This is a genomic window from Mesorhizobium sp. B2-3-5 (assembly GCF_006442395.1).
Taxonomy (GTDB): domain Bacteria; phylum Pseudomonadota; class Alphaproteobacteria; order Rhizobiales; family Rhizobiaceae; genus Mesorhizobium.
Genome location: NZ_VFVX01000003.1, coordinates 19027 through 45840 on the forward strand (window position 1 = coordinate 19027; position 26814 = coordinate 45840).

A 26814-nucleotide genomic window follows, 5' to 3' on the forward strand; every position below is an offset into this window, starting at 1 on the left:
ACGATGGCCAAGGCGGTGAAGCAAGCAGCATCGGGCACGGACAAGGTCGTGCTGGCGATCGACATCGGGGGCTCGCACGTCAAGATCCTGACCAGCGCCGGTGGTGCGGAGCGCCGAGCCGATTCCGGCCCAGGCCTGACGCCACAGCAGATGATCGAAACGGTGAGAAAACTGGCCGAGGGCTTGTCCTACGACGTGGTATCGATGGGCTATCCCGGTCCGGTGCGTCACGACAAGCCGACGCGTGATCCCATGAATCTCGGCAAGGGCTGGGCCGGCTTCGACTTCGCCGCCCAGTTCGGCAAGCCGGTCAAGGTGGTCAACGACGCGCTGATGCAGGCCATCGGCAGCTATGAGGGCGGCCGGATGCTGTTTCTCGGGCTCGGGACGGGCCTCGGTGCGGCGATGATCCTCGACAACGTCGCCCAGCCGATGGAACTCGCTCATCTTCCCTACAAGAAGGGTGGCAGTTTCGAGGACTATGTCGGCGAGCGCGGCCTGCAAAAGCGCGGCAAGAAGAAGTGGCGCGGCTACGTCTTCGACATCGTCGACCGGCTCCGCGCAGCCATGCAGCCCGACTATATCGTCATCGGTGGCGGCAATGTCGACATGCTCGACCAACTGCCCGCCAACAGCAGGCGCGGCGACAACACACGGGCCTTCGAAGGCGGCTTTCGTCTATGGCGAGACAAGGCCTTGATCATCTGATATTATTACAGTTTAGTATAGTTGTTCAAAATAACGTGTGATGCCGCGCTAAATCATTGCGTTGGGCAGATTTGCCGACTAGGAATTCCGCCCCACTGCCGGCGTGCTCCCACGGATACACCAAAGACGATTCGGCATTTTTGATTTTGTGCCTCGTCCTTTCGAAACCGATCCCGATTTTCGAGGCCGTGCGCCATAGACGGAGGAAAGATTGAACGACGATAGCAACGACGCTCGCAAGGACATCGACCTTCTCGAGCTCACCGCCCATATTGTGTCCGCTTACGTCGAGAAGAATCGCCTGCCCGCCTCCGGCCTGGCCGACCTGATCGCCAGCGTCGCCGCCTCCATCGGTGGACTGAGCAAGCCGGTCGCTCCCGTCGCCGCGCCGCTGGTCCCCGCGGTCAATCCCAGGAAGTCGGTGACGCCGGATTTCATCATCTGCCTTGAAGACGGCAAGAAGTTCAAATCGTTGAAGCGTCATCTGGGCGTGCATTTTGGGCTGACGCCGGATGCCTACCGCGCCAAATGGGGCCTGCCGGCGGACTATCCGATGGTCGCTCCCAACTACGCGGCCTCGCGCTCGCAATTGGCGAAGTCGATCGGCCTCGGTCGCAAGGCCGTCGCGCCGGCACCCGCCAAGGCGAAGGGCCGGAAGGCCAAGGTTTCGGCCTGAGCATTTGGTCCTGAGCCAATATCATTTGGTCCTGAGCCAATATTAAGACGGTTGGAACAGAAGCCTGCCGGCGAAACCGCCTTGGCAGGCTTCCGATTTTTGTGGCTTGGATACATCAGACAAGATGATCTGGGGGACAGCCATGAACTACACCAGGATGGTGATCGAGAAAGAGGCGCCGGAGGAGTACGGCTATGACCGTATCCGCTACAATCTCTCCGAAAGCTCGATCGCCGACCAGAAGCTCTCCGACATCGGCCTGTCGCTGCCCGACCTGACGCTTTTCTACGGCGAGCATCGCGGCGACAAGCAATTGCGTGGCCTGATCGCGGCGCAGGATGCCGGCATCTCGCCCGATGACGTGCTGGTCACCGCCGGGGCCGCCGGTGCGCTTTTCATAATCTCGACTTCGCTTTTGTCGGCCAGCGACCACCTCGTCGTCATCAGGCCCAACTATGCCACCAACATTGAAACCCCACGGGCGATCGGCTGCGCCATCAGCTTTGTCGACCTGGCCTTCGAGGACGGCTTTGCCATCGATGTCGAGGCCATCCGGGCGGCGATACGGCCGAACACCCGGCTGATCAGCGTCACCTGCCCGCACAACCCGACCGGGACGATGATGTCGCGCCCCGACCTCGACGCGCTGATTGGGCTCGCGGAGAGCCGCAATTGTCATCTGCTGGTCGACGAGACCTATCGCGACCTGTCCTATGGCAGGCGCTTGCCTTCGGCGGCCTCGCTCAGCCCGCGCGCCATTAGCGTCTCCTCGCTTTCCAAGGCCTTCGGCATTCCCGGCATCCGCATCGGCTGGCTGGTCACCAGGGATGCGGCACTTCAGGAGACATTCCTCGCCGCCAAGGAGCAGATAGGCATCTGCGGCAGCGTCATCGACGAAGCCATTGCGCGTGGCATGTTGGAGCGGCGCGATACCTTCCTGGCGACGCTGCTGCCCGAAATGGCGAAGCGGCGCGACATCGTCCAGGCCTGGATCGACCGCGAGCCACTGGTCGACTGGGTGCGGCCAGAGGGCGGCGTCGTCGGCTTCCCGCGCCTCGATGTCGATGCCGGCTTCGACGTCGACCGCTTCTATGTGAAGCTGCTGGAAAACCAAGGCACCTATGTCGGGCCCGGTCACTGGTTCGAAACGCCGAAGCGCTTCTTCCGTGTCGGCTTCGGCTGGCCGACGGAGGCCGAGTTGCGAGGCGGGCTCGATGCCATTTCGGCGGCGCTACGGCAGTAACCTTCACGTGCAGTCGGGCTGATCGGTTGAAATTTCTTGATAGCACAGAAATTTTGAAGCACATCGCGCCGCGAACTTTGCTAGAAGTTCCATTGGTCGGACCAGCGCCCGTCGTGGAAGTGCCCCGCCGGCATCGCATCGGCGCGAAAATCGGTTCCGATTTTCGGAAAGGCACGATGCGAAAACCAACAGTGCTGGGGTGTACTTTGTGCGTTCGATTGGACGCACGTCGCTCCAGTGCCATCGCAACGGGGCTCCATTCATGACTGCCGCACAAACTTCGCCGGACCAGCGCTACGCCGCGTTCCGCCACCGTCCGTTCCTCAGCTACTGGACGGCACGCTTCCTCACCACCTTCGCGACCATGATCGTATCCGTCGCCGTTGGCTGGCAGATTTATGACCTGACGCGCGATCCATTCGACCTCGGCATCGTCGGCATTGTCCAGTTCCTGCCGTCACTGCTTTTGGTGCTGGTCACTGGCGTCGTCGCCGACCGCTTCGGCCGTCGGCTGATCATGACGCTGTCGACGCTGATCGAAGCTGGTTGCGCATTGGCTCTGCTGTTCCTGACGCTGGACGTCCTTACCAGCCCGATGCCGATCTTCGCCGTGCTCGTCGTGTTCGGAATTGCCCGCGCCTTCTATGGACCGGCATCGTCGTCGCTGTTCGCCAATCTCGTGCCGCAGGAGGATTTCGCCAACGCGATCGCCTGGAATTCGTCCGCCTGGCAGACGGCGACCATCATCGGTCCGGTTGCCGGCGGCCTGCTCTACGGCGTATCGGCCGAAGTGGCTTACGCCACGGCGGCGATCCTGATGCTCGCCGCGGCGTTGCTCATCTTCACCATCCCGAAGCCCGCCCAGCAGACGTCGACCGACAAGCCGACCGTGCAGACATTGTTTGCCGGCTTTCGCTATATATGGGGCGAGAAGATCGTGCTCGGCGCCATCTCGCTCGACCTTTTTGCCGTGCTTCTGTCCGGCGCCTCGGCACTGCTGCCGGTCTATGCCCGCGACATTCTGGAACTTGGCCCCTGGGGGCTCGGCTTGCTGCGTTCCGCGCCGGGCATTGGGGCCATTTGCGTCGCGGTGTGGCTGGCCGGACACCCGATCCGCAACCATGCCGGCCTCATCATGCTCGGCTTCGTGGCGGCGTTTGGTGCCTTCACCGTGCTGTTTGGCCTGTCGACCCTCACATGGCTGTCGATCGTGGCGCTTGCCTTCCTCGGCGCCACCGACATGTTCAGCGTCTACATCAGGGAAACGCTGATCCAGCTGTGGACGCCGGATGCGGTGCGCGGGCGCGTCAACGCCGTCAACCAGGTTTTCGTCGGCGCTTCCAACGAGCTCGGGGAATTCCGTGCCGGCACGATGGCGGCGCTGATCGGCACCGTTCCGGCAGTCGTGATCGGCGGCGTCGGCGCCGTCGCGGTTGCCGGCCTGTGGGCGTACCTGTTCCCTCAACTGCGCAAGGTTCGTCACCTCAACGGACGAAACTGAAGCGCGACCTCGTAAGTTACGGCACCTCGGGCTTGCCGAACACCATCCGCAAAAACTCGTCCAGCCAGCGCTTCAAATGGATGTCCCAGATCAGGCGGCCGCCGAGATGGTCGCGGCCGGGCTGCGCGCCTGGCAGCTCGAAGCGGTGCGCGCCGCGCACCACCCAGCGCTGCATCATCACCCTCGTGAGTTCGCCGTGGAACTGGATGCCCCAGGCATTGTCGCCATAGCGGAAGGCCTGGTTGGGATAGGTTTCCGCCGTCGCCAGCAAGGTCGCGTCCCTGGGCAGCGAAAAGCCTTCACGATGGAACTGGTAGACCATTTCGGGCCAGTGCATCAGCCTCTTGCCAGCCTCGGTGGCCGTGAGCGGATACCAGCCGATCTCGACCAGCCCTTCGCCGTGACCCTCGACCTTGCCGCCGAGATGATTGACCAGCATCTGCGCGCCAAGGCAGATGCCGAGCAGCGGCCGGTTTTCCCTGAGCGGGACTTCGAGCCAACTGGTTTCGCGGCGGACGAACTCGTCCTCGTCATTGGCGCTCATCGGCCCGCCGAACACCACGGTGCCGGCATGGTGGTCCAACGTTTCCGGCAGAACATCGCCCAGCGGCGGACGACGGATGTCGAGGTCAAAGCCCTCTTCGAGCAGCATATGGCCGACGCGTCCGGGGCTCGAATTCTCCTGATGCAGCACGATCAGGATTTTTGGCTTCGACCTCGTTGTGCGCGGCATCGGCAGGCGAATTCCCGTCTATTCGTCGCTCGACGTCCCACGGGCGCCCGGCGCCTGCGCCGCCGCCTTGCGGCGCGTCTCGATCCGGTCGTGGCGCTCGACGCCGATCAGCTCGGCGACGCGCCAGACCGTATTGTCCTCGAGCTCGTGCAGTTCGCCATCGGCATAGACGATCTCCCACATCAGGCCGATGAACGCCTTGCGCCCCTCGGCGTCGAGATGCCGCTTGAGCACACTGGTGAAGGCATAGAGATCGATCGCCTCATTGTCGGCGCGTTCGCCGGCGGCGGCGAGCGCTTCAAGTTCGGCGCCGCTGATCGAATAGGTCTGCGCCAGCACCGCCTTGAAGCGCTCCCACTCGACGTCCTGGCGCACGCCGTCGGCATTCATGACATGATAGAGCAGCGCCGAGGCGGCAACGCGCGGATCATCCGCGCTCGGCCGGATCCCGGCGCCGGTCGGCAATTCCTTGAGAAACGACAGCACGCGCTCGAACATCAATCCATTCCCAAATGACCAGATGATTGGCCCAGATCAAAACAGCCGGAAACGGCGCGGTGACTTTCCCGCCTCGTCGTCCGGATCGACGCCCGGATCGTCCGGCAACCGCGTCAGCTCTTCCGCCGGCTCGACGGCCTCGGCACCGGCCGGCACCGCCGCGAACGCCGCCGCGGTGACAGGGGTGACATGGTCGTCGCGGCTTTCGGTTTCCTTGCTTGTCGCCTCGTTGGCCTGGACGCCATGATCGATGACGTCGATTGGCTTTTCCGGCACCGGTTTGGCTGGCGCCTCGATTGCCGCGACCGCACCATCCGCCGCGTCGTCGTGGCTGTCGATCAGCTGGCCGAGGCGCTCCATCGGGGCGCGCCACTCGAAGGCGTCGAGCCGGCCGGTGATGGGCGATACCGGCGCCCAGCGTTCCGAAACCACGCCGTCCGCCACCCAGGCCGGGTCGCGCGGCGCCCGCACTGCCTTGGAGAGCAGCTGCCTGACCTTGCCCTGGTCACCGGTCTCGGCTTCCTCGATATCGGCGAGGAGCAGATATGCGCCCTCGCGGTGATCCATCCGGATCGCGGCCTCGGCCTCGCGGCGGGCGGTGGCGAAATCCTGCGCATCGAGTGCCGCGCGCGCCACAGTCATCGACGATTCGGCGTGGTTCTTCTTCATCTCCTGCAGTTTCCTGGCCCGGTTGAGCCGGTCGAGCACGGCGTCACCCGGCCGCGCATGGGTGTAGAGCTCAGCGATCTCGGGATGCGGCTCGGCCCGCCAGGCCGTTTCCAGGATCTTGGATCCCTTGCGCACGTCGTTCTGCTTGAACAGCGCCGCGGCGGCGGCGACGGCGGCGGGCGTGAAATCCGGCCGCAGTCTGTTGGCCTCGATTGCCGCTGTCCTGGCGGCGGCGGGGTCGCTGTCGGCAAGCGATTGCGCCTTGGCGGTCAACAGCACGGCGCGGCGGCGGCTGGCGGCGTCGCGTTCGATCTGCCGCGTCGCCTTCTGCGCCTCCACCAGTTTCAGGGCGCCGTCCCAGTCGCCGCGCGCGGTCAGCTCCTCCAGTGTCGATTCGGCGGCCCAGGCCAGTTGCGGCGCCATCGCCGCGGCACGGCCGGCATAGTGCCGGGCGGCGTTGCGGTCGCCCAGCCGTTCAGCTTCGAGATAGAGGCCACGCAGCCCGAGCAGACGCATTTCGGGATCGTCGAGCATGCTCTCGAATTTCTGCCGCGCGCCTTCATGGTCGCCCTCGAGCAGCGATGCCTGCGCCTCGAGCAGATGGATCAGCGGCTCTTGGTCGGAGCGGATCAGCTTGGCCGCTTCCTTGGTCTTCTTGCGGGCGAGCGCGCCGTCGCCGGCGCCGGCGGCGATCATGCCGGTCGACAGCGCCTGATAGCCACGGTCGCGGCGGCGCACGCGGAAATAGCGCGAGATGGTGTAAGGGCTGTTCCACAACGACCTGATCAGCCACCACAGGATCATCACCGCGGCGACGACAGCGACGACGGCCACCGCCGCCACCATCAGGCTGACCTGGTACTGGTAGCCGTTGAAGGTGACGACCATGTCGCCCGGCCGGTCGGCCAGCCAGGCAAAGCCCAGCCCGAGCGCGAAAACGACGATGAGGAAGGCGAGCAGGCGGATCATCGTGTTGCCCTCATGCCTTCATCGCGCCGGAGATCAGCGCGTCGACCTGGGCTTCGACCTCGATGCGCGCCTTCAGTTTGCCGGCGAAGTCGGCGCCGGCGGCCTTCGCGGCTTCCGGCAGCGTGTCGTATTCGCGGAGCGCCTTGGCATAGTCGCCTTGATTGACCGCCACTTCCATGCGGGCCACGGTTTCCGGCACGCCAGGCCCTTCGACGGCACCGATCGGCCGGACCTTGACCAGCGATTCGGCGCTCGACATCAGGTTCTGCAGGAAGCCGGCGTTCTGGTCGACAGGCGTCGCGGCGGCGACCATGGCATTGGCCGCGGCGTCCATCCGCGAGGCGATCTCGGTGCGGGTCGGAACCCCCTTTTCGGCATAGGGCCGCAAGGTCGCGAGCTCCGGCGCGTTGGGCGAAATCGCGGCCAGCGTATCGAGTTCGGCCGAGAACGGCGCGCCACGGTCGAGCGCCGCCTTCAGCGCCGAGGCGGCGATGGCGAGCGCGATCTTCGGCTGTCCGGCCTGCGCGTCGACCTTGCCGGAAAGCTGCGACACCGATTGCTCCAGCGCGGTCAGCCGGCCTTCCTGCGCCTTCGTCGCCTCGTCGGTCGACTTCACCAGTGCCTCAAGACCCGCCAGCTTTTCGTTGAGCGGGCCGAGATCGACCGGTGCCGCATTGCCGGCCTTGCCAAGGGCGGTGACCGTCGTTTCGATCTGCTTGACCTTGTCGCCGAGTGCGGCAAGCCCGGCGCTGTCACCCGCGCCGCCCTGTGCGAGCGTCGATTTCAACGTCGCGACATCGCTCTTGACCTGATCAAGTGCGGCCGACAGGCCGTCAACCTTGGCCGAGGCGTCGCCGCCGCCCGCTTCCTTCATGCCGGCGATTTCAGACTTCAGCGAGGCGATCTGGCCATTGACCCCGTCGAGTGAAACACCGGCGCCGGAACCCGGCGCTCCGAGCAGACCGGCGAACTGCAGGCCGCCGGCGCCGACCAGTGCGATGACACCCCCGATAATGCCGGCGGCGATGCCGTTGACGCCGCCACGCTTCGGCTGTCCCGCCATCGGTTCGCTCCTTGCCTCGGGTTTTCCGGCAGCCGCCTTGGTCTCGCCGGCCTTCGTGCTTGCGTCCTCAAAGCCGTAGTCGAAAGGCTCGGCGGGCGGCGCCTCCGAACCGGGATAAGGCATCTCCGGTTCCGCGGCTTTGGTCCCCGCATTTGCCGGCGCATCCGCTCCAGCCTGCCCCGCGGCGTCGGCATGCTCCCAGGGTTCGAGATCGGTCTGGTCGGCATGCACCGGCTCTTCCGGAGCCTCCGGCTGCGAAGCGTTAGCGGCTTCCTCGGCCTTCGCCTCGTCGGTCTGGGCCGCGTCGTTGGCGGCATCCTCGTCGACGATGCGGGACACGGCGCCGGGCTCGAGATCGATGGTCACCGGCTCGCGGCGGCTTTTCGAGTGTCGCATCTTCGGCGTCTTGACCATGCCTGGGCTCCGCAAAATTCGCTTCGTCTCAACGCCTGGCGGCGCGTGATGGTTCAGAAGGGTCTAGCACATCACCAAGCGGTGAAAAGGGGCGGTGTGATGACGCGGGTCACGCCTGCTCCGTCAAAAGCGCCAGCAATGCCTCCTCGTCGGGCCGTGCGGCAATGCGAATTGCTTTGCCGGCGCTGTCGTCGAAGGCAGCGGCGATGCGCGCGGAAAGTACGAAAATCCTTGTATTTTTAAATAGTCCTTTCAAGGCGGGTCGTTTGACCAGGGCCTGCAACGCGACAGCCGCCTTGGCGGAATAGAGCAGCACCGCATCGACCGGCTCGCTGGACAGCCGCGCAAGAACGGTCTCGTCCGAATACGGCACCGGAAGGGTGTCGTATGTTTCGACCGCGCGAACCCGCACTCCAGCCGCCTCCAGCCGCTGTTCGAATATTGGAAACCGCACGCGTCCGCAGAGATAGACGACGGTCTTGCCGGCAAACGCCGCCACAATGCCGCCGGCAAGCGCCTCGGCATCGCCGGAACCCTCGACGACCGGCAAAAGTCCCATTTTGCGCGCCGCTTCGGCGGTTCTGGCGCCAACGGCGTGACAAGGCAAAGCAGCCAACGCCGCGATTATCTCGTTTGAGGCATGGCGCACCGCATTGGCGCTGGTGACGGCAACAGCGACAGCGTCGTCTGGAACCAGCCGGGCATCGGCAGGCAAAGCCACCGTTTCGGTCAGGGGCAGGAGAACCGGCTTAAAACCTTTATCCTGAAGCCGCCGCGCCGTGCGCGATGCGCCCGGCTCAGGTCTGGTCACCAGGACGCGAAGCATTTTCAGAGCCAGCCGTCGAAGAACTTTTCGCCGGCCTTGGCCCGCACTGTCCGCGCCGCCTCATCGCCGATGCGGACGGCGTCCTGTGCCGGCCCCCGCAGCTCGACCGTGTGCGACTGGGTACCATCGGGCGAAATGATCAACCCGGAAAACGAGAGCGTCCCGGCTACGATCGCCGCGTAGCCGGCGATCGGCGTGCGGCAGGAGCCGTCGAGCGCCGCCAGGAAGGCGCGCTCGCAAGCGAGTGCCTGTCCGGTCGGCACGTCATGGATGGCCAGCAGTATCTTCTCGACCTCGCTGTCGCCGATGCGCGTCTCGACGCCGATCGCGCCCTGGCCCGGCGCCGGCGGAAAGATGTCGAGCGGCATCAGGTCGGTGAGCACATGGTCGAGGCCGAGCCGCTTCAGCCCGGCATAGGCAAGGATGGTGCCAGCGGCGACGCCTTCATCGAGCTTGCGCAGCCGCGTCTGCACATTGCCGCGGAACATCACCACGTCGAGATCCGGCCGCATGCGGCGGATCAGCGCCTGTCGCCTGAGCGACGACGAGCCGACTGTCGCGCCGCGCGGCAGCTCTGCGATGCTCTTCGCCGCCTTGCCGACAAAGGCATCGCGCGCATCCTCGCGCGGCAGGAAGGCGGAGAGCTCAAGGCCATCGGGCAGTTGCGTCGGCATGTCCTTCGACGAATGCACGGCGATGTCGATCGCGCCGGCGAGCAGCGCCTCCTCGATCTCCTTGGTGAACAGGCCCTTGCCGCCGGCTTCCGACAGTGGCCGGTCCTGGATGCGGTCGCCGCTGGTCGAGATGACGACGACCTCGAAGGCTTCCGCCGGCAGGCCATGCGCGGCCATCAGCCGCGCCTGTGTCTCATGCGCCTGCGCCAGGGCCAGCGGGCTGCCGCGTGTTCCGATTTTCAAGATTGTTTGCATGGCGCGCGGTCCGTGATAACCCCCGGCTGGCTTTGCGTTTCCGGGCATTCTCCTAACGAGGAACGCCCGGACATACAATCTCTGGAGACAGCGACGAATTGATCCGCGTTCTGGGCATTGAGACGAGTTGCGACGAGACCGCCGCCAGCGTCGTGGCGCTGGAGGGCGGCGGCGCGCCGAAAATCCTCTCCAACGTGGTGCTCAGCCAGATCGAGGAACATGCCGCCTTCGGCGGTGTCGTGCCCGAGATCGCCGCGCGCGCCCATGTCGAGGCGCTGGACGGCATCATCGAGGCCGCCCTTGCCGATTCGGGCACGGCCCTTGCCGATATCGATGCGGTCGCCGCCACCGCCGGCCCCGGCCTGGTCGGCGGCCTGATCGTCGGGCTGATGACGGCCAAGGCTATCGCCGCGGCGGCCGGTAAGCCGCTGATCGCCATCAATCACCTCGAAGGCCATGCCTTGACGGCCCGGCTGACCGACGGGCTCGAGTTTCCCTACCTGCTGCTGCTCGTCTCCGGCGGCCACACGCAGATCCTGGCCGTGCGCGGCGTCGGCGACTACCAGCGCTGGGCCACCACCATCGACGATGCGCTCGGCGAAGCCTTCGACAAGACGGCCAAGATGCTCGGCCTGCCCTATCCCGGTGGGCCGAATGTCGAGAAAGCGGCGGCAGGAGGTGACGCGACACGCTTTGCCTTCCCCCGTCCGATGAAGGGCTCGGCACAGCCCGACTTTTCCTTCTCCGGGCTGAAGACCGCCGTGCGCCAGGCCGCGACGGCGATCGAGCCGCTCAGCGATCAGGATGTCGCCGACATCTGCGCCTCGTTCCAGGCGGCGGTCGCCGATGCGCTGGCCGACCGCGTTTCTCGCGCGCTGAAGCGGTTCGGCGAAACATTTCCCGGCACCAAGCAGCCCGCATTGGTTGTTGCCGGCGGCGTCGCCGCCAACCGCACGATCAAGGCGACGCTGGAGCGGCTTTGCGCGGAGGCCGGTTTCACCTTCGTCGCGCCGCCGCTGCAGCTGTGCACCGACAATGCGGCGATGATCGCCTGGGCCGGCATCGAACGGCTGCGCGAAGGCCTGGCGCAGGAGAACGGCTTCGATTTCGTGCCGCGCTCGCGCTGGCCGCTGGACAGCATCTCGGCGCCGATGGTCGGTTCCGGCCGGCGCGGAGCCAAGGCATGACTGGTGAGGCAATGAGCGGCCAAGCGATAGGCGGTCAAGCGACAAGTAGTCCGGGCAAAAACGGATGGCGTGTCACCGTGCTCGGCGGCGGAGCCTGGGGCACGGCGCTGGCACTGGCCATGCTGCGCGCCGGCCATTCGGTGCGCCTGTACGCGCGCGACCCGCAAACCGTGGCGGCGATCGGCCGTGGCGAGAACCCGCGCTATCTGCCCGGTATTGCCATAGCGCCAGGCATCGAGGCGACGAGCGACATCGAGGCAGCGCTCGCCGACGCCGATTGCGTGCTGGCGGTAACCCCGGCGCAATCCTTACGGGCAACGCTGGCGGCGGCGAGAGATCATATGCCGGCCGGCATCCCGCTTGTGCTCTGCGCCAAGGGCATCGAGCGTGACACCGGCGCCCTGCTGTCGGCAATCGTCGAAGAAATCCTGCCGAAAAATCCCGTCGCGGCCCTGTCCGGCCCGAGCTTCGCAACCGATGTCGCGCGTGGCCTGCCGACAGCGGTGGTGGTCGCCGCCCGTGACGAGATGCTGGCCGCCGACCTTGCCGCCCGCTTTTCCGCCGAGAACCTGCGCTGCTATTCGAGCAGCGACCTGATCGGCGTCGAGATCGGCGGCGCCTTGAAGAATGTCTTCGCCATTGCCGCCGGCGCGGTGATCGGGGCCGGGCTCGGCGCCAGCGCCCAGGCCGCCATGGTGACGCGCGGCTTCGTCGAACTGCGCCGCATCGGTGCCGCCTTCGGCGCCAGGCCCGAGACCTTGATGGGGCTTTCCGGCCTTGGCGACCTGCTACTCACCTGCTCGTCGGCGCAATCGCGCAATTTCGCCTATGGGCTGGCGCTTGGGCAAGGCAAGGCGCTTTCCGGATTGCCGTTGGCCGAGGGCGTGCCGACGGCGGCGATCGCCGCCCGCATCGCCGCCGAGCGTGGCATCGACGCGCCGATCATTTCCGCCGTCGCCGCCATACTGGACGGCAAGGTGACCATAGACCAGGCCGTGACGGCGCTGATGACGCGGCCGCTGAAAACCGAAACCAACGACTGAACCATCCGGAGTTAGAGACCATGCTGTTTGCGTTGATTTGCAAGGACAAGCCCGGCAGCCTGCAGCTGCGCGTCGATACAAGGCCGGCGCACGCGGCGTTTCTGGAAGGCCTGATCAGCGAAGGGAGGCTTGCCTTTGCGGGCCCCTTCCTCGATTTCGACGGCAAGCCGGACGGCAGCTTGGTGATGATCGAAGCGCCTGATATGGCCGGCGCGCAAGCCCTCGCGGCAGCCGACCCCTATGCCAAGGCCGGCCTGTTCGAAAGCGTCGAGATCCGCGCGTGGAACTGGGTCTTCATGAAGCCTGCGAGCGAATGACCGTTCGGTCGCGCAACCCTCATCGGGCAGGGTGCGGGGCAGCGCCGACGCTATGGTGATATACTGCGACAACGGTAAGGAACCCCTGAGATGAACTACTGGCTGTTCAAGTCCGAGCCCTCGGTTTTCTCCTTCGAGGCACTGAAGGCCAAGGGCAAGGCCGGCACACAATGGGACGGCGTGCGCAACTACGCCGCCCGCAACAACATGAAGGCCATGCAGATCGGCGATCTCGGCTTCTTCTACCACTCCAATGAGGGGCTCAACGTCGTCGGCATCGCCGAGGTCTGCGCGCTGGCCCACCCCGACACCACATCGGACGACCCGCGCTGGGAGTGCGTCGACATCCGCGCCTTCAAGGACGTGCCGACCCCGCCGACGCTGGCGGAGATCAAGGCCAATCCGAAGCTTGCCGACATGGCACTGGTGCGGCTTGGACGGCTTTCCGTGCAGCCGGTGACCACGGCCGAATGGAAGGAAGTCTGCCGCATGGGTGGGCTGGCACCTGCTCCGTGACGGCGCTTACCCCGGACAGCGCCAGGCAATTCATCCTCGACAACACCGCGCTGATGGCGCCGCCGCACGTACCCGAGATTCAGCTTCATCTTGCCGATGAAGCACACGGACTGTGGCAGCGAACCGAGGACGAGCTGGTCGAGATCGGCCTGCCGCCACCCTTCTGGGCCTTTGCCTGGGCCGGCGGCCAGGGCCTCGCCCGCTATGTCATCGACAATCCGGCCACCGTGCGGGGCAAGCGCGTGCTCGACTTCGCCTCGGGATCAGGCCTCGTCGCCATCGCCGCCGCCAAGGCGGGCGCGGCCGGGGTAACCGCCGCCGACATCGATCCGTTCAGTGAAACCGCGGTCCGCCTCAATGCACAGGCCAATGGCGTCGAAATCGAATTCCTCGGCACCGACTGCATCGGCGCCGATATGGGTTGGGACGTCGTGCTGGCCGGCGACGTCTTCTACGACAAGCCTTTCGCCGACCGGCTGATGCCTTGGTTTTCGGCGCTCAAACAGCGTGGCGCCCAGATTCTGGTCGGCGATCCCGGGCGGTCCTATCTGCCACCATCGGGACTGGAGCCGCTCGGTGTCTACGAGGTTCCGGTGACGCGGGCGCTCGAGGACGCGGAGATCAAGCGCACGACGGTCTGGCGACTTGCTTGACGCCGTCGCCGAACAGGCGTTTCCATAAAATCCGCATCGGAGGGGAATTCATGGATTTTTCCGCAGTGAACTGGCTGGCGGTGATCGCCGCCGCCATCGTCGCATGGCTGTTCGGCGCCGCCTGGTACATGGCTTTGAGCAAGCCCTGGCTGAAGGCCGCCAAACTCGACCCGGCGACGATGAAGAGATCGCCGCTGCCTTTCGTCATCAGCTTCATCGCCGAACTGGTCATGGCCTACATCATGGCGCTGGTTGTCGGAGCGATGACCGGGGGCGAGCCGACACTGCTGGCCGGCCTTGTCTTCGGTTTCGTGCTTTGGCTGGGTTTCGTCGCCACGACGCTTTCGGTCAACCATCGCTATCAAAATTTCGGCTGGGACCTGACCCTCATCGACGGCGGTCACTGGCTCGGCGTGCTGTTGATCATCGGCGCTGTGGTCGGCTGGTTCGGCGCCGCGGCAGGCTGAACGAATGACGGGTGCGTTGAGGATGGCAGACGAATCCGGATTTCCACGCGACCTGGTGTTCACCCGGATCTGCCACGTCAAGCAGGGCTACGATGATCGGCGCCGGCACATTGTCGGTGAGTTCGAGCGGCGCGGCGTGCCCGTCTACTTCTACACCGACTGGGACCGCCCAGACATCACCCCTGAGATTCGCGACGAGTTGATCGCTCCAACCTTTACCCACCCGGCCGCCGTCTCGCTGGCGCTGAAGCATGTCGGCATCTGGCGCGATTTCCTCGAGACCGACCTGCCCTATTGCCTGGTGTTCGAGGATGACGTCTTCCTCGCCCGTGGCTTCGTCGCCAAATTCCGGCAAGGGCTCGCCGAGCTCGGCGACCCCGCGCGCAAGGCCGTCATCTACCTCGGCAATGGCAGCAACTATTACACGCCGAGCTGGAAATTGCGCAGGGGTCAAAGACTCTATCCCGCACTGCATGCCAGATGCGCCGATTCCTACCTCATCACCCGCCCGGTCGCCGAAGCCCGTTGCGCCTGGATCGCCCGCAACAAGATCTCCACGGGTATCGACCACCAGATCGAACGGATGGACGAAGAACTGGGGGTGGAAATGTTGTGGTTTGAGCGGCCGATCGCCGAACAGGGCAGTGAAAACGGCACCTTCCACACCTCCGTTGCCGGCAAGCCGCACCCGCTCCTCTACAAGAAACTGCAGTGGAACTGGAAGAAATACACCCGCATGATCTTCGGCCACAACGCCCGGTCCTGAGCGAAACGCTGGCGCGGCCGGCCTAATAAGCTTTGTCCGTGGCGCGCGTTCTGGCCACTTCCTCAAGGATCCATTCGCGGAAGGCGACGATGCGCGGATCGTCGACCGTCGCCTTGGGATAGACCAGGAAATAGGCGTATTCGGGGGCAACCTTGATGCTCAGCTCGAAAGGCCGCACCAACCGGCCTTCGGAGAGGTCGTTTGCCACCATGGCGAAATCGGCGAGCGCGACGGCATTGCCGTCGAGCGCCGCCTGGACGGCGTCCGTGGAGGTGCCGAAGACCACGGTGCGGCTGTCATCGAAGTCGTTGATGCCGGCCGCCGCCATCCACATGCGCCAGTTCGGCCATGTCACGCCCTGCCGTGCCCATTCGATATGGGCGAGCGTGTGCTGGAAGAGATCGCGCGGCTCGCGCAAGGGCGGCCCTGACGCCAAAAGGCCCGGACTGCACACCGGAATGATGATATTGTCGAACAGGCGGTGCGCGCAAAGCCCGGGATATTTGCCGGCCCCGAAGCGGATGCCGACATCGACATCGTCGAGATCGAAGTCGCGCAGCCCGTAGGCGATGTCGAACCTGAGCTCGATGCCTGGCCTCTGCTTGCGGAAATCCTCGACGCGCCGCATCAGCCATTTCGCCGCGAACTGCGCGTCCAGCGTCACCTTCAGGAATTCCGTTCCACGCGCCATCTTGCGCGCCCGCATGGCGGCCCTGCCGAGCAGGTCGAGCGCATCGGTCGCGGCTTCGACCAGCACCGTGCCCGCCTCCGTCAGCCGGATGGTGCGGCTGGTGCGCGTGAAAAGCACGATGCCAAGCTGATCCTCGATTTCCTTGATCTGATGGCTGACGGCGGCCGGCGTCAGGCCGAGCTCGTCGGCGGCGCGTGTGAAATTGAGGTGGCGGGCCGCAGCCTCCAGCGTCCTCAGCGCCCGCGTCCCCGGCAGCAGGGCCGCCATCAGCGCGTGACCTCCGCGAAGCGGCTCATGACGTCCCCTCGATCCTCAAAGAAAACTTGATAATCGGGAAAAAACTACTCGTTTCCTCCCAGGATTTCAATCGGGCATGATGTGAACATCGGAACACTGTCAAGCCGGATTTGAAGCCCGGAAGAACGGATCACATCATGTCTCACATCGCTCTCCATCCTGCCTATGCCCCCCGGCCGGGCTGGCTATCGTCGGTCCGTGACTGGCTGCGTCAGGCCAGGGTCGCGGTCAGCCTTCCGCACCAGAATGTCGAGGACCTGTCCGACCGCCAGCTGCGCGACATCGGCGCTGCCCGCAAGGACATCGTCCGGGCCATGGACCGCGAGATCGGCCGGCTCGGCCTTCTCGACATCGGCTGGCAGCAGCCAAGAAGATAAGGAATAGGCAGTAGGGCGTGGGCATCAGAAAGACAGTCCCCTACTGCCTACTGCCTACCTCACCACCCGCATCACCGTACGGTCCGACAGCAGCGGCAGCAGCCGCGCCATCGTGCGCGCGGTGACGGCGACACAGCCTTCCGTCGGCGTGAAACCGGGGCGTGCCAGGTGGAAGAAGATGGCGCTGCCGCGTCCCCTGCGGCGCGGCGCGATGTTCCAGTCGAGCACAAGGCAGGCGTCATAGAGCCGGTCGTCACGCCGCATGCGTTCGTGGCTGGCGCCATAAGGAATCCTGACCGGACGGTTGTAGTTGCGGTCGTCCGATACCTCGCACCAGCCGAGATCGGGGCCGATCGGCGCCATCGCCAGGCGGGTTCTGCGGCCGGCGGCAAACTGATCCCCCCGGAAATAGCCCGCCAGGATGCGCATCGAGCCAAGCGGCGTGGCGCCATCGCCTTCGCGCTTGTCGGCCGAGATGCCGCCGCGCCCCAATGCGCACGCAAACACCGTTTTTCCGACCTGCAGCAGGCCCTGAGTCGGATGACCGGGCCTTGGCCGCACGGTCAGCACACGCAGCCCTTTCGGCAAAATTGCGCCGGCTGCATTGCGCGCGCGTTTTTTCTTGTATGATCGTGCCACGGAACAAATCACTGTGATCGGCTGTTGTGCCGGTCAGCTTCCGCATAAACAGGCAGCGGTCAACTGAATTTTCTTTTCAAAACAACGGATTGATCCATGACTTCACGCACCATCCTGATCGTCGACGACGATGACGACCTGCGCGGCACACTGGTCGAGCAATTGTCCCTCTACGAGGAATTCGACGTGCTGCAGGAATCGACTGCGGCAAAAGGCGTCACCGCGGCGCGCGGTGGCCTCGTCGACCTGCTCATCATGGATGTCGGCCTGCCCGACATGGATGGCCGCGAGGCGGTGAAGATCCTGCGCAAGGGCGGCTACAAGGCGCCCATCATCATGCTGACCGGCCATGACACCGATTCGGACACGATTCTCGGTCTCGAGGCCGGTGCCAACGACTATGTGACCAAGCCGTTCCGTTTCGCGGTGCTTTTGGCGCGCATCCGTGCGCAGCTGCGCCAGCATGAGCAGAGCGAGGATGCCACCTTCTCGGTCGGCCCCTACACCTTCAAGCCCAGCCAGAAACTGCTTATCGACCCGCGCGGCGGCAAGGTGCGGCTGACGGAAAAGGAGGCATCGATCATCAAATATCTCTACCGCGCCGACCAGAAGGTGGTGACGCGCGACGTGCTGCTGGAGGAAGTGTGGGGATACAATTCCGGCGTCACCACGCACACGCTTGAAACCCATGTCTACCGCTTGCGCCAGAAGATCGAGCGCGATCCTTCCAATGCCGAAATTCTTGTGACAGAAAGCGGCGGCTACAAGCTGGTTCCTTAAACATTTCACTATCCAATAGGCGGTCTGGGCGGGGCCGCTTTCGGATACGATCCGGTTGGAGGGGGATTCTGGATCGTACCGCAAAGGAGGACTGGACTGACCGTTCGGGGACACAGCTAGATGGCGCTGGATGACGACATCCGCATCCTGTCCGCCGTGAGGCTTTTCGAAGGCTTCACGCAGGAACAGTTGCGCCTGCTCGCCTTCGGTGCCGAAACCACTTTCTTGCAGGCAGACCACAAGCTCTATCGCGAGGACGACGTGGCCGACTCGGCCTACGTCGTCGTCAGCGGGCGTATCGTGCTCTATCGCGAGCAGAACGGTGGCGAGCGCATCCCGCTAGGCACAGTCGGCCCCGGCACGATGCTCAGCGAACTGGCATTGATCGCCGACACCAACCGGCTGACCAGCGCGTCGGCCGAAATCGATTCGGAAGTGATCCGGCTCAGCCGCAAGATGTTCCGCCGCATCCTGGAGGAATATCCGGAAGTGGCGGTGAAGCTGCACCAGCGCATCCTGGAGGATTTTCAGGCCATGATCCGCCGCATCGAGCAATTGGCGCCGCGATTTACCAGCGAGTGAAGGCGCGGCAAATATAAAATCCTACTAAGCCAGAGCGCAGGGGGGCGTGGAGGATAGCTGTCTTCGGCAGGTCAATCCAGATCGAAGCGCGCGATGACAGGCACATGGTCCGACGGCCGATCCCAGCCGCGCGCCGCGCGCAGGATCTCGTAGCCGGTGAAATCGGAGACCAGGTTTGGCGACGACCAGACATGGTCGAGCCTCCGGCCGCGATTGGAAAGCTCCCAGTCCTGCGCACGATAACTCCACCAGGTGTAGAGCTTCTGTTCGAGCGGCACGTTGAGCCGCATGAGGTCGACCCAGTTGCCGGCCAGCCGCATCGCTTCGAAGCTTTCGGTCTCGACCGGCGTATGGCTGACCACATTGAGCAGTTGCTTGTGCGACCAGACATCGTGTTCGAGCGGCGCGATGTTGAGATCGCCGACCAGGATCGAACCCGACACCTCATTGTGCTCGGCGCGGATGGCGTTCATCTCGGCGACGAAATCGAGCTTGTGCCTGAACTTCTTGTTGATTTCCGGGTCTGGTTCGTCGCCGCCCGCCGGAACGTAGAAATTGTGCAGCAGGATCGCTTTGCCGCCGGCCCGCACCGTCACCGACAGATGCCGGCTGTCCTCGATCTCGCAGAAGCGGCGCTTCTCGACCACCTCGATCGGCCGCCGCGCCACCGTCGCAACACCATGATAGCCCTTCTGGCCATGGAAGGCGATGTGCTGGTAGCCGAGCCTGCGGAAGGCCTTTTCGGGAAACAGTTCATCGGGAACTTTCGTCTCCTGCAGGCAAAGCACATCGGGCGCGTATTCATCGAGCAGGCGCTCGACGATCGGCATGCGCAGGCGAACGGAGTTGATGTTCCAGGTGGCGATGGAAAAGGGCATGCGGCGGGTCCGACAAAGATCGAACTACTGCCAGCCGCGCGTCACAAAGACAAGTACTGCAATAATGTCAGAGGCCAGCGCGGCCCTCATTGCCTTGCCGGGCATTCTTCCCGTGAACACAGAGCTGTCCGGGAGAGATGGTGGCAGCCAGATAAGGGGCCGGCGCCGGCGCTCAAAAGCTTTCCGCAGAGATTGCGGATTACCTGGTCTTCGTATTCAGTTCGCGGTTTGCGGTATAGTCGATGGCAAAGGTGTCGGGGGCGAAACTGACCCCTTCCTTGGTGTTGAAGATCATCACCGTCGTGTCCTTGCCTTGCGCATCGGTAATCGTCCACTGGCGCAGGTCATAGGTTTTTGGGTCGAACATCATGGTGATCCGCGCATTGCCGAACACCGACTTGTCGGCGAGCTGGATGGTGGTCAGGTCGTCCTCTTCCTTGACGCTCTTGACGCGGTCGCCCGACAGGTCGATCCGGTCATCGAGCAGCAGCTTCAGCGGCGTCTTCGACAGCGGATAAAGGTCTGACGTGTTCAGCTTCTTGTTGAGGATGACCACCGACTTGCCGTCGGAGATCACCCGGAAATTGGACGACCCGTCATAGTTGAAGCGGATCTTGCCCGGCCGTTCCAGGAAGAACTTGCCGCCGGTCTGCTCGCCCTTTGGGCCGAACTGGACAAATTCGCCGCTCATCGATTTGACCGCGGAAAAATGGTCGGCGATTTTCTGCGCGGCCGGCGGTACTGCGGCCTGCGCGGACGCCAGCAACTCGAATCCAGGCACCACATTGAGGGCTGCGGCACCCGCGAACACCAGTCCAAGGCCAAGCAGCCGGCGTCGGGTCGTGGCAAGATCGCTGAGCGCTGAAAGATCATTTTTCATATCGGTCACTCTCATCTGATTCCTGATTTGATCGCTGTCCTGGACCCCCAGTTGGGCTGAAGTTTGGCGGGACGAACGCTGCCCAGTCGCTTGAACGCGCCAGAGGGTTCAAAGTTGCCGTGGCCCCCTCCGTCAGAACTTATCCTCTTCGGTCGGTACCAGGATTTCGCGTTTTCCCGCGTGGTTGGCCGGGCCGACAATGCCTTCCTTCTCCATCTTCTCGATGATCGAGGCGGCACGGTTGTAGCCGATGCCGAGCCGGCGCTGGATGTAGCTGGTCGACGCCTTGCCGTCGCGCAACACCACCGCGACGGCCTGATCGTAGGGATCGTCGGAATCCTCGAAATTGCCGCCGCCCCCGCCGCCGGAACCGCCCTTGCCGGACGGCTCGTCGTCATCTTCGCCGTCGTCCTCCGTGATGGCGTCGAGATATTCCGGCACGCCCTGCAGCTTCAGGTGCCCGACGATCTTCTCGACCTCGTCGTCGGAGACGAAGGGTCCGTGCACGCGCTGGATGCGGCCGCCGCCGGCCATGTAGAGCATGTCGCCCATGCCGAGCAGCTGCTCGGCGCCCTGCTCGCCAAGGATGGTGCGGCTGTCGATCTTCGACGTCACCTGGAAGGAGATGCGGGTCGGGAAATTGGCCTTGATCGTGCCCGTGATGACGTCGACCGAGGGGCGTTGCGTGGCCATGATGACGTGGATGCCGGCGGCACGCGCCATCTGCGCCAGGCGCTGCACCGCGCCCTCGATGTCCTTGCCGGCGACCATCATCAGGTCGGCCATTTCGTCGATGATGACGACGATATAGGGCATCGGCTCGAGATCGAGATCCTCCGTCTCGTAGATCGCCTCGCCGGTCTGGCGGTCGAAGCCGGTCTGCACCGTGCGTGAAATCTTCTCGCCCTTCTTCTCGGCTTGGCTGACGCGTGCGTTAAAACCGTCGATGTTGCGCACGCCGACCTTGGACATCTTGCGGTAGCGGTCCTCCATCTCCCGCACGGTCCATTTCAGCGCCACCACCGCCTTCTTCGGATCGGTGACGACGGGTGTCAGAAGATGCGGGATGCCGTCATAGACGGAGAGTTCCAGCATCTTCGGATCGATCATGATCAGCCGGCATTCCTGCGGGGTGAGCCGGTAGAGTAGCGACAGGATCATGGTGTTGATGGCAACCGACTTGCCCGAGCCGGTGGTGCCGGCGACCAGCACGTGCGGCATCTTGGCGATATCGACGATGACCGCCTCGCCATTGATGGTCTTGCCCAGCGCCAGCGCCAGCTTGGCCTTGGTCGTCTCGAAATCGCGGCTGGCCATGATCTCGCGCAAATAGACCGTCTCGCGCTTGGCGTTCGGCAGTTCGATGCCGATCGCGTTGCGGCCGGGCACGACAGCGACGCGGCAGGCGATCGCGCTCATCGAGCGGGCGATGTCGTCGGAGAGGCCGATGACGCGCGACGATTTGATGCCGGGCGCGGGTTCGAGCTCGTAGAGGGTGACGACCGGGCCCGGGCGAACGGCAATGATCTCGCCCTTGACGCCGAAATCCTCCAGCACGCCTTCGAGCAGCCGCGCATTCTGTTCCAGCGCATCCTTGGACAGGCTCGGGTCGCGCGCCACGTTCTTCGGTTCCGACAGGAAATGCAGCGACGGCATCTCGAACCTGTCCGAGCCGATCAGCGAGGTCTGCGCCTCACGCTGGACGCGTGCGCCGGGCGCCGGGCGTGGCGCCGGCGCCTCGACGCGGGTGGCGGCATCGGAACGGAACTGCTGCACCTTGGCCGTGGGGGCCGCACCGCGCCGGGCGACAGGCTCGTCGTCGAAATCCATGTCTTCGCCGCTGCCGAAGACGTCGTCATCGTCCGGATCGACGGAAACGCTGCGGTCGTTGACCATGGCGGCGAAGAATTCGGGCTCGACGCGGGCGCGGCCATCCTGGCTCATCCGCTGCTCGGCGAACTCGGCCGATTCGACCCGTTCGGCGGCGCGGCGCCAGGCGCTGGCGCGCGGCTGCATCTCAGGCTCGTATTCGTCCCGCTCCTGCCTCCGGCGCATCGCGCGCCGGTGCATCCACGCGCGGAATGAAAGCCACCAATGGGTGATGGCGCCGAGCGCCAGTATGCCCTCGTCGCCTTCATCCTCGTCATTGTCGAACAGAAGCTCATCCTCGCGCGGATCGGCGGCCGCCGGCTCCTCCATGATGGCAAAGCCGTTCTTGCGCCCGATCAGCGCCGAGCCATAGGCGAACAGCCAGAGCGCCGGCGCTGCCAGCAACACGGCGAGCACGCTGGCGATCAGCCCGGTCGGATAACCGCCGATGAGAACGCCGGGGATCTTGAGCACCATGTCGCCGAACACGCCGCCGAGGCCGGTGGGCAGCGGCCAGGTCTTGGGTGGAACGATGCAGCCGGCGATCGCGGCGGCGAGCAGCGCGAAGCCGAACCAGAACAGCCCGCGTTTGGGCAGCCTGTCGACACCGCGCGCCGAAAACAGGAGGTATCCCCAGATCACCGCCGGGACCAGCGCCGCAACCGCGGCGAGGCCAAAGAACTGCATGGCAAGGTCGGAGAACACCGCGCCGGCATAGCCCATGGCGTTGGTGACGGTGTTGTTCGTGGCGTGCGAGAAGCTTGGATCGGCAACATTCCAGGTGGCGAGGCTGGCGACCCCGAAGGCCACAGCCAGGAACAGGCCGGCGCCGACAAGCCGGCCGACCTGGCGCCGCGCGAAAGCGTGGATGCCGTGCCCCGTATCGGTCAGCGCGAGCGGTGCTGAAGCCCCTGAACGCATGCTCTTCCCCGTCAGTGATTGCCTGGCCCGAGCGCATGACGCACTCCGGCAGATTCGAGGACCAGACTATGCGTGGGAAGGTTAAGGGCGCATTAACTATAAGGCCGCCGATGGTTACCCCTCTGCTACAGAGAACTTCTGGGCCCAGCACCCCAGAAAATGGCGGGCGCCCTGGCCCGCCATCCGATCGGGTGGATCAGGCAGCGCGTTACTTGCTGGCGCCGCCAAGGGCGCGCACATTGGCGCAGAACTCGGCATGCGGCTTGCTCATCGCCGCGTCGTTGCACTCCTTCATCATGGCGTCCTGCTTTTCCTTCGGCATGGCCATGAAGGCCGCCTTGAATTCTTCCATGGGCTTCATGGTTTTCATGCTGGAATCGGTAAAGAAAGGCGACATGTCGACTGGGCTGTCGAGAGCGCCGCCAGCCAAAGCCACGCCGCTGATCATGGAAAGCGCCAGTGCCCCGAGGCAGATATTCTTGAGGTTCATGAAAAATTCCTTCCCTGCGTTGTACAGACGAACGCCAGGACGACGATCGCCTCCACAGTTCGGGCCAAAGCAGTGGATGTTTCTTTCAAAAATCTTTCTCACGCCAACGTGATTGCGCGAATCCAGGCGCGGCCGGAACGAATTTCTCAAAAAAGAGGCCCGGATGCGATCCGGGCCTCAAGGCGTGAGCTCCTTGCGGGAGCGTCACGACGGGATTGTTTTCAAGCAATTCCGGGAAACGCATGCAGCGCTTCATCGCCCGGAAATGCGCGGAGATATGGGCCGGCGGGAGGAGGTTCCGCCGGCCCTTTGGCGAGGGTGGCCTTACGGCACCACTTCGCCGTGCTGGGTGACGTCGAGGCCTTCGACTTCTTCCTGGCTCGATGGACGCAGGCCGACGAGCGCCTTGACGATGTAGAGGATCACGAAGGTGACGACCGCCGTCCACAGAATGGTGAAGGCGATGCCATAGAGTTGGGTGGCGACCGACGCGCCCTTGCCGAGCGCGTTGATGGCCGGATCGGCGAGCGCGCCGGTGAGCAGCGCACCCACGATACCGCCAACGCCATGCACGCCGAAGGCGTCGAGCGAGTCGTCATAGCCGAAAATATGCTTCACCTTGACCGCCGAGATGTAGCAGACGACGCCTGCGACGATGCCGACGATGAAGGCGCCCGTCGGGTTGACGAAGCCGGAAGCGGGCGTCACCGCGACGAGGCCGGCGACGGCACCCGAGACGATGCCGAGCACCGATGGCTTCTTGGCGATGATCCATTCGGCGAACATCCAGGCAAGCGCCGCCGCCGCGGTCGCGACCTGCGTGTTCATCATGGCCGCACCGGCAAGCCCGTCCGCCGCCAGTTCCGAGCCGGCGTTGAAGCCGAACCAGCCCACCCACAGCAGCGAAGCGCCGATCACCGAATAGACCAGATTGTGCGGCGCCATGTTGGTGGTGCCGTAGCCCTCACGCTTGCCGAGCACCAGTGCGCAGACCAGGCCCGCGACACCGGCGTTGATGTGGACCACCGTGCCGCCGGCAAAGTCGAGCACGCCCGCCGTGCCAAGGAAGCCGCCGCCCCACACCCAATGCGCGATCGGCGCGTAGACGAACACCAGCCACAGCGCCATGAAGATCAGCAGCGCCGAGAACTTCATGCGCTCGGCGAAGGCGCCGGCGATCAGCGCCGGCGTGATGATGGCGAACGTCATCTGGAACATCGAGAAGACGAATTCGGGGATGTTGGCCACACCCGGCGCCCACAGCGTCGCGGTGGTGATGCCGTGATGGAAGAACTTCGAGAAACCGCCGAGATAGGCATTCATGCCGCCACCGTCGGAGAAGGCCAGCGAGTAGCCGAACATGAACCAAAGCACCGTCACCAGGCAGGTGATGGCGAAGCTTTGCATGATCGTGGCGAGCACGTTCTTCTTGCGCACCATGCCGCCGTAGAACAGCGCCAGGCCCGGAATCGTCATCATCAGCACGAGCGCCGTCGAGGTCAGCATCCAGGCGGTGTTGCCGGTGTCGAGCACCGGGGTCGGGGCCGCGGCCGGCGCGGCCGCCGCGGCAGCGGGGGCGGCCTCCTGCGCGAAGGCGGCGACCGTGCCCAATGCTGCGAGAGCGAGCGAGCCCAAAAGGGCGGCGCGTCCCGTCTTCTTCAAGGTGGAAGGCATGTTCATTGAACTCTCCATTGGAATACGTGTCCGCCGCTTAAAGTGCGTCCCTGTCTGTTTCGCCGGTGCGGATGCGCACCGCCTGGTCGATGCCGAAAACGAAGATCTTGCCGTCGCCGATCTGGCCGGTCTTGGCGGCTGCGGTGATGGCCTCGACGGCCTTGTCGGCCATGTCGGCGCTGACCGCGACCTCGATCTTGATCTTCGGCAGGAAGCTGACCGCGTATTCCGCCCCGCGATAGATTTCCGTATGCCCCTTCTGACGCCCGTAGCCTTTGACTTCGGTGACGGTCAGGCCCTGGATGCCGACGGCGGTAAGCGCTTCGCGCACCTCGTCCAGCTTGAACGGCTTGATGATTGCCATCACGATTTTCATAAGGTTTCACCCTTTGCTGTTGCGGTCCCCCGCGTTTGCACGACTGCACCGATCCCGAGGAGCCGGAGAGTGCCCCCAAGGATTCAAGCTCCGTGCCAAGTGCCGAAGCAGCATCTTAACCTGTTGTAAACAAAAGAAATGGATGGGCCGCGGCCAACAGGTGCCGGAGCCTGCGGCATGCCGCATGCTTAAAATTTATGCAATTTTTTGGAAATGCCTATTTCGCCGGCTTCCGATCAACGCTTGAGCCGGATCAAACCTTCCTGGGCCATCGAGGCAATCAGCGTGCCGTCGCGTGCGTAGAGCATGCCGCGGCTGAAGCCGCGCGATCCCGAGCTCGACGGGCTGTCCTGCGCATAGAGCAGCCACCCGTCGAGCGAATGCGGCCGGTGGAACCACATCGAATGGTCGAGGCTCGCCGCCTGGATGTCGGGATCGAACAGGCCGCGCCCATGCGCGAAGGTCGAGGTATCGAGCAGCGTCATGTCCGAGAGATAGGCGAGCAGCACCGATTGCAGCGCGCGGTCCTCGGGAACCGGTCCGGCTAGCCGGATCCAGACATTCTGCCGGGGCGGCAGCTTGTCGCGGCTCTCATAGTGTTCGAGGTTGACCGGCCGCAGCTCGAGCGGCCGCTCCCGTGCCCAGAACCGTCGAACGGCTTCCGGCACCCGGTCGGCCGTTTCGAGCAGTTGGCGCTGCGTCTTCAGTCCTTCCGGGGGCGGCACGTCGTCGGGCAGCGCGAATTGATGCTCCAGCCCCTTCTCGTCGACCTGGAACGAGGCTTCCAGTGAAAAGATCGCCTGCCCGTGCTGGATCGCAAGCACGCGGCGCGTGGTGAAGGAGCCGCCGTCGCGAATGCGGTCGACCTCGTAGATGATCGGCACCTTGATGTCGCCCGGCCGCATGAAATAGCTGTGCAGTGAATGCACGAAGCGATCGGGCTCCACGGTCCGCTGCGCCGCCACCAGGGCCTGGGCGATCGTCTGGCCGCCGAAGACGCGCTGCCACTCCACCTGGGGGCTGCGACCACGATACAGATTGTGTTCCAGCCTCTCGAGGTCGAGAATGCGCAGAAGCTCGTCCATGGCCGCCGTCATGTTTTGTGACCTCGCCTCAAAATTGCTATGGCGGTTTCCGACAGGAAGAACGAGCCGTCAAGGGCGCAGGCCCGGGCGCGCGCAA

General features: G+C 64.5%; 29 protein-coding genes. 14 read left to right on the top strand and 15 right to left on the bottom strand.

The window, feature by feature from the left end; translation table 11 throughout:
• Nucleotides 1-3 precede the first annotated feature (3 nt).
• The 4 genes from FJ958_RS04650 to FJ958_RS04665 all read left to right on the top strand — a co-directional run bounded on the left by FJ958_RS04650 (nt 4) and on the right by FJ958_RS04665 (nt 4128).
• Nucleotides 4-708 (top strand): ROK family protein, encoded by a 705-nt coding sequence (locus tag FJ958_RS04650; RefSeq protein ID WP_140740010.1) that lies wholly within the window; start codon nt 4-6, stop codon nt 706-708.
• 211 nt (nt 709-919) lie between these two features.
• Nucleotides 920-1384, top strand: coding sequence for a MucR family transcriptional regulator (locus FJ958_RS04655; protein ID WP_140740013.1), 465 nt, complete (start codon nt 920-922; stop codon nt 1382-1384).
• 142 nt (nt 1385-1526) lie between these two features.
• Complete coding sequence (locus tag FJ958_RS04660; protein WP_140740016.1) at nt 1527-2627, top strand: aminotransferase class I/II-fold pyridoxal phosphate-dependent enzyme; 1101 nt, start codon at nt 1527-1529, stop codon at nt 2625-2627.
• A 262-nt stretch (nt 2628-2889) separates the two neighbouring features.
• Nucleotides 2890-4128: an MFS transporter gene (locus FJ958_RS04665; protein WP_140740019.1), complete on the top strand. Its 1239-nt coding sequence runs from the start codon at nt 2890-2892 to the stop codon at nt 4126-4128.
• Between the two features lie 16 nt (nt 4129-4144).
• On the opposite strand, the gene FJ958_RS04670 is transcribed toward FJ958_RS04665, so the two are convergent.
• The 6 genes from FJ958_RS04670 to hemC form a co-directional block, all read right to left on the bottom strand.
• Nucleotides 4145-4861, bottom strand: a complete 717-nt coding sequence (locus FJ958_RS04670) for a glutamine amidotransferase (protein ID WP_140740022.1) — start codon at nt 4859-4861, stop codon at nt 4145-4147.
• Between the two features lie 18 nt (nt 4862-4879).
• Nucleotides 4880-5359, bottom strand: a complete 480-nt coding sequence (locus tag FJ958_RS04675) for a TerB family tellurite resistance protein (protein ID WP_140740025.1) — start codon at nt 5357-5359, stop codon at nt 4880-4882.
• A gap of 36 nt (nt 5360-5395) precedes the next feature.
• On the bottom strand, nt 5396-6997 hold the full coding sequence (locus tag FJ958_RS04680; protein ID WP_140740028.1) for a heme biosynthesis protein HemY: 1602 nt from the start codon (nt 6995-6997) through the stop codon (nt 5396-5398).
• A 10-nt stretch (nt 6998-7007) separates the two neighbouring features.
• Nucleotides 7008-8474: a mitofilin family membrane protein gene (locus FJ958_RS04685; protein ID WP_140740031.1), complete on the bottom strand. Its 1467-nt coding sequence runs from the start codon at nt 8472-8474 to the stop codon at nt 7008-7010.
• 109 nt (nt 8475-8583) lie between these two features.
• Nucleotides 8584-9300, bottom strand: coding sequence for a uroporphyrinogen-III synthase (locus FJ958_RS04690; RefSeq protein ID WP_140740034.1), 717 nt, complete (start codon nt 9298-9300; stop codon nt 8584-8586).
• A 2-nt stretch (nt 9301-9302) separates the two neighbouring features.
• On the bottom strand, nt 9303-10229 hold the full coding sequence (gene hemC / locus FJ958_RS04695) for a hydroxymethylbilane synthase (protein ID WP_140740036.1): 927 nt from the start codon (nt 10227-10229) through the stop codon (nt 9303-9305).
• 101 nt (nt 10230-10330) lie between these two features.
• Here hemC and tsaD point away from each other — a divergent pair, with 101 nt between their 5' ends.
• From tsaD to FJ958_RS04730, 7 genes are all read left to right on the top strand, one after another.
• Nucleotides 10331-11416, top strand: coding sequence for a tRNA (adenosine(37)-N6)-threonylcarbamoyltransferase complex transferase subunit TsaD (gene tsaD / locus FJ958_RS04700; protein ID WP_181176300.1), 1086 nt, complete (start codon nt 10331-10333; stop codon nt 11414-11416).
• A gap of 11 nt (nt 11417-11427) precedes the next feature.
• Nucleotides 11428-12459, top strand: coding sequence for an NAD(P)H-dependent glycerol-3-phosphate dehydrogenase (locus FJ958_RS04705; RefSeq protein WP_140740790.1), 1032 nt, complete (start codon nt 11428-11430; stop codon nt 12457-12459).
• A gap of 20 nt (nt 12460-12479) precedes the next feature.
• Nucleotides 12480-12776: a YciI-like protein gene (locus FJ958_RS04710; RefSeq protein ID WP_140740041.1), complete on the top strand. Its 297-nt coding sequence runs from the start codon at nt 12480-12482 to the stop codon at nt 12774-12776.
• A gap of 90 nt (nt 12777-12866) precedes the next feature.
• Nucleotides 12867-13292 (top strand): EVE domain-containing protein, encoded by a 426-nt coding sequence (locus FJ958_RS04715; RefSeq protein WP_140740044.1) that lies wholly within the window; start codon nt 12867-12869, stop codon nt 13290-13292.
• Nucleotides 13247-13945, top strand: coding sequence for a methyltransferase (locus FJ958_RS04720; protein WP_181176282.1), 699 nt, complete (start codon nt 13247-13249; stop codon nt 13943-13945). The genes FJ958_RS04715 and FJ958_RS04720 overlap by 46 nt, the downstream gene beginning before the upstream one ends.
• Nucleotides 13946-13995: 50 nt before the next feature.
• Complete coding sequence (locus tag FJ958_RS04725) at nt 13996-14412, top strand: DUF1761 domain-containing protein (RefSeq protein WP_140740050.1); 417 nt, start codon at nt 13996-13998, stop codon at nt 14410-14412.
• A 22-nt stretch (nt 14413-14434) separates the two neighbouring features.
• Entirely contained in the window at nt 14435-15178 is a 744-nt protein-coding gene (locus FJ958_RS04730) for a glycosyltransferase family 25 protein (RefSeq protein ID WP_140740053.1), read from the top strand.
• Between the two features lie 22 nt (nt 15179-15200).
• Here the strand turns inward: FJ958_RS04730 and gcvA are convergent, their stop codons facing one another.
• Nucleotides 15201-16136 carry a transcriptional regulator GcvA gene (gene gcvA / locus FJ958_RS04735; protein ID WP_140740056.1) on the bottom strand — a complete coding sequence of 312 codons (936 nt, stop codon included), beginning with the start codon at nt 16134-16136 and terminating at the stop codon, nt 15201-15203.
• A 167-nt stretch (nt 16137-16303) separates the two neighbouring features.
• Between gcvA and FJ958_RS04740 the strand changes: the two genes are divergently transcribed.
• A complete protein-coding gene (locus FJ958_RS04740; protein ID WP_140740059.1) occupies nt 16304-16543 on the top strand; it encodes a hypothetical protein in 240 nt (79 codons plus the stop codon).
• Between the two features lie 54 nt (nt 16544-16597).
• Here FJ958_RS04740 and FJ958_RS04745 read toward each other — a convergent pair whose 3' ends face one another.
• Complete coding sequence (locus FJ958_RS04745) at nt 16598-17134, bottom strand: L,D-transpeptidase (RefSeq protein WP_181176301.1); 537 nt, start codon at nt 17132-17134, stop codon at nt 16598-16600.
• Nucleotides 17135-17278: 144 nt separating this feature from the next.
• On the opposite strand from FJ958_RS04745, the gene FJ958_RS04750 reads away from it, so the two are divergent.
• Both FJ958_RS04750 and FJ958_RS04755 read left to right on the top strand, forming a co-directional pair.
• Nucleotides 17279-17962, top strand: coding sequence for a response regulator transcription factor (locus FJ958_RS04750; RefSeq protein WP_140612477.1), 684 nt, complete (start codon nt 17279-17281; stop codon nt 17960-17962).
• A 120-nt stretch (nt 17963-18082) separates the two neighbouring features.
• Complete coding sequence (locus tag FJ958_RS04755) at nt 18083-18544, top strand: cyclic nucleotide-binding domain-containing protein (protein ID WP_140740065.1); 462 nt, start codon at nt 18083-18085, stop codon at nt 18542-18544.
• A gap of 71 nt (nt 18545-18615) precedes the next feature.
• Here the strand turns inward: FJ958_RS04755 and FJ958_RS04760 are convergent, their stop codons facing one another.
• The 7 genes from FJ958_RS04760 to tesB all read right to left on the bottom strand — a co-directional run bounded on the left by FJ958_RS04760 (nt 18616) and on the right by tesB (nt 26729).
• A complete protein-coding gene (locus FJ958_RS04760; RefSeq protein WP_140740068.1) occupies nt 18616-19422 on the bottom strand; it encodes an exodeoxyribonuclease III in 807 nt (268 codons plus the stop codon).
• 199 nt (nt 19423-19621) lie between these two features.
• Entirely contained in the window at nt 19622-20302 is a 681-nt protein-coding gene (locus tag FJ958_RS04765; protein ID WP_140740791.1) for an outer membrane lipoprotein carrier protein LolA, read from the bottom strand.
• Between the two features lie 132 nt (nt 20303-20434).
• Entirely contained in the window at nt 20435-23092 is a 2658-nt protein-coding gene (locus FJ958_RS04770) for a DNA translocase FtsK (protein ID WP_140740071.1), read from the bottom strand.
• A 208-nt stretch (nt 23093-23300) separates the two neighbouring features.
• The gene (locus FJ958_RS04775; protein ID WP_140612469.1) at nt 23301-23582 is read right to left on the bottom strand and encodes a hypothetical protein; all 282 of its coding nucleotides are present in this window, start codon (nt 23580-23582) and stop codon (nt 23301-23303) included.
• Nucleotides 23583-23906: 324 nt separating this feature from the next.
• On the bottom strand, nt 23907-25088 hold the full coding sequence (locus FJ958_RS04780; protein ID WP_246679514.1) for an ammonium transporter: 1182 nt from the start codon (nt 25086-25088) through the stop codon (nt 23907-23909).
• A 205-nt stretch (nt 25089-25293) separates the two neighbouring features.
• Nucleotides 25294-25632, bottom strand: a complete 339-nt coding sequence (locus FJ958_RS04785; protein WP_140740077.1) for a P-II family nitrogen regulator — start codon at nt 25630-25632, stop codon at nt 25294-25296.
• A gap of 236 nt (nt 25633-25868) precedes the next feature.
• The gene (gene tesB, locus FJ958_RS04790) at nt 25869-26729 is read right to left on the bottom strand and encodes an acyl-CoA thioesterase II (RefSeq protein ID WP_140740080.1); all 861 of its coding nucleotides are present in this window, start codon (nt 26727-26729) and stop codon (nt 25869-25871) included.
• Nucleotides 26730-26814: the final 85 nt, after the last annotated feature.

Coding starts and splice junctions, on each gene's coding strand:
- FJ958_RS04785 (WP_140740077.1), bottom strand. CDS start 25,632: ATGAAAATCGTGATGGCAATCATCAAGCCGTTCAAGCTGGACGAGGTG.
- FJ958_RS04725 (WP_140740050.1), top strand. CDS start 13,996: ATGGATTTTTCCGCAGTGAACTGGCTGGCGGTGATCGCCGCCGCCATC.
- FJ958_RS04710 (WP_140740041.1), top strand. CDS start 12,480: ATGCTGTTTGCGTTGATTTGCAAGGACAAGCCCGGCAGCCTGCAGCTG.
- FJ958_RS04690 (WP_140740034.1), bottom strand. CDS start 9,300: ATGCTTCGCGTCCTGGTGACCAGACCTGAGCCGGGCGCATCGCGCACG.
- FJ958_RS04650 (WP_140740010.1), top strand. CDS start 4: ATGGCCAAGGCGGTGAAGCAAGCAGCATCGGGCACGGACAAGGTCGTG.
- FJ958_RS04720 (WP_181176282.1), top strand. CDS start 13,247: ATGGAAGGAAGTCTGCCGCATGGGTGGGCTGGCACCTGCTCCGTGACG.
- FJ958_RS04730 (WP_140740053.1), top strand. CDS start 14,435: ATGGCAGACGAATCCGGATTTCCACGCGACCTGGTGTTCACCCGGATC.
- FJ958_RS04760 (WP_140740068.1), bottom strand. CDS start 19,422: ATGCCCTTTTCCATCGCCACCTGGAACATCAACTCCGTTCGCCTGCGC.
- gcvA (WP_140740056.1), bottom strand. CDS start 16,136: ATGGCGGCCCTGCTGCCGGGGACGCGGGCGCTGAGGACGCTGGAGGCT.
- FJ958_RS04670 (WP_140740022.1), bottom strand. CDS start 4,861: ATGCCGCGCACAACGAGGTCGAAGCCAAAAATCCTGATCGTGCTGCAT.
- hemC (WP_140740036.1), bottom strand. CDS start 10,229: ATGCAAACAATCTTGAAAATCGGAACACGCGGCAGCCCGCTGGCCCTG.
- FJ958_RS04675 (WP_140740025.1), bottom strand. CDS start 5,359: ATGTTCGAGCGCGTGCTGTCGTTTCTCAAGGAATTGCCGACCGGCGCC.
- FJ958_RS04705 (WP_140740790.1), top strand. CDS start 11,428: ATGAGCGGCCAAGCGATAGGCGGTCAAGCGACAAGTAGTCCGGGCAAA.
- tesB (WP_140740080.1), bottom strand. CDS start 26,729: ATGACGGCGGCCATGGACGAGCTTCTGCGCATTCTCGACCTCGAGAGG.
- FJ958_RS04775 (WP_140612469.1), bottom strand. CDS start 23,582: ATGAACCTCAAGAATATCTGCCTCGGGGCACTGGCGCTTTCCATGATC.
- FJ958_RS04780 (WP_246679514.1), bottom strand. CDS start 25,088: ATGCTGACCTCGACGGCGCTCGTGCTGATGATGACGATTCCGGGCCTG.
- FJ958_RS04750 (WP_140612477.1), top strand. CDS start 17,279: ATGACTTCACGCACCATCCTGATCGTCGACGACGATGACGACCTGCGC.
- FJ958_RS04770 (WP_140740071.1), bottom strand. CDS start 23,092: ATGCGTTCAGGGGCTTCAGCACCGCTCGCGCTGACCGATACGGGGCAC.
- FJ958_RS04685 (WP_140740031.1), bottom strand. CDS start 8,474: ATGGTCAAGACGCCGAAGATGCGACACTCGAAAAGCCGCCGCGAGCCG.
- FJ958_RS04765 (WP_140740791.1), bottom strand. CDS start 20,302: ATGAAAAATGATCTTTCAGCGCTCAGCGATCTTGCCACGACCCGACGC.
- FJ958_RS04755 (WP_140740065.1), top strand. CDS start 18,083: ATGGCGCTGGATGACGACATCCGCATCCTGTCCGCCGTGAGGCTTTTC.
- FJ958_RS04660 (WP_140740016.1), top strand. CDS start 1,527: ATGAACTACACCAGGATGGTGATCGAGAAAGAGGCGCCGGAGGAGTAC.
- FJ958_RS04740 (WP_140740059.1), top strand. CDS start 16,304: ATGTCTCACATCGCTCTCCATCCTGCCTATGCCCCCCGGCCGGGCTGG.
- FJ958_RS04680 (WP_140740028.1), bottom strand. CDS start 6,997: ATGATCCGCCTGCTCGCCTTCCTCATCGTCGTTTTCGCGCTCGGGCTG.
- FJ958_RS04715 (WP_140740044.1), top strand. CDS start 12,867: ATGAACTACTGGCTGTTCAAGTCCGAGCCCTCGGTTTTCTCCTTCGAG.
- FJ958_RS04665 (WP_140740019.1), top strand. CDS start 2,890: ATGACTGCCGCACAAACTTCGCCGGACCAGCGCTACGCCGCGTTCCGC.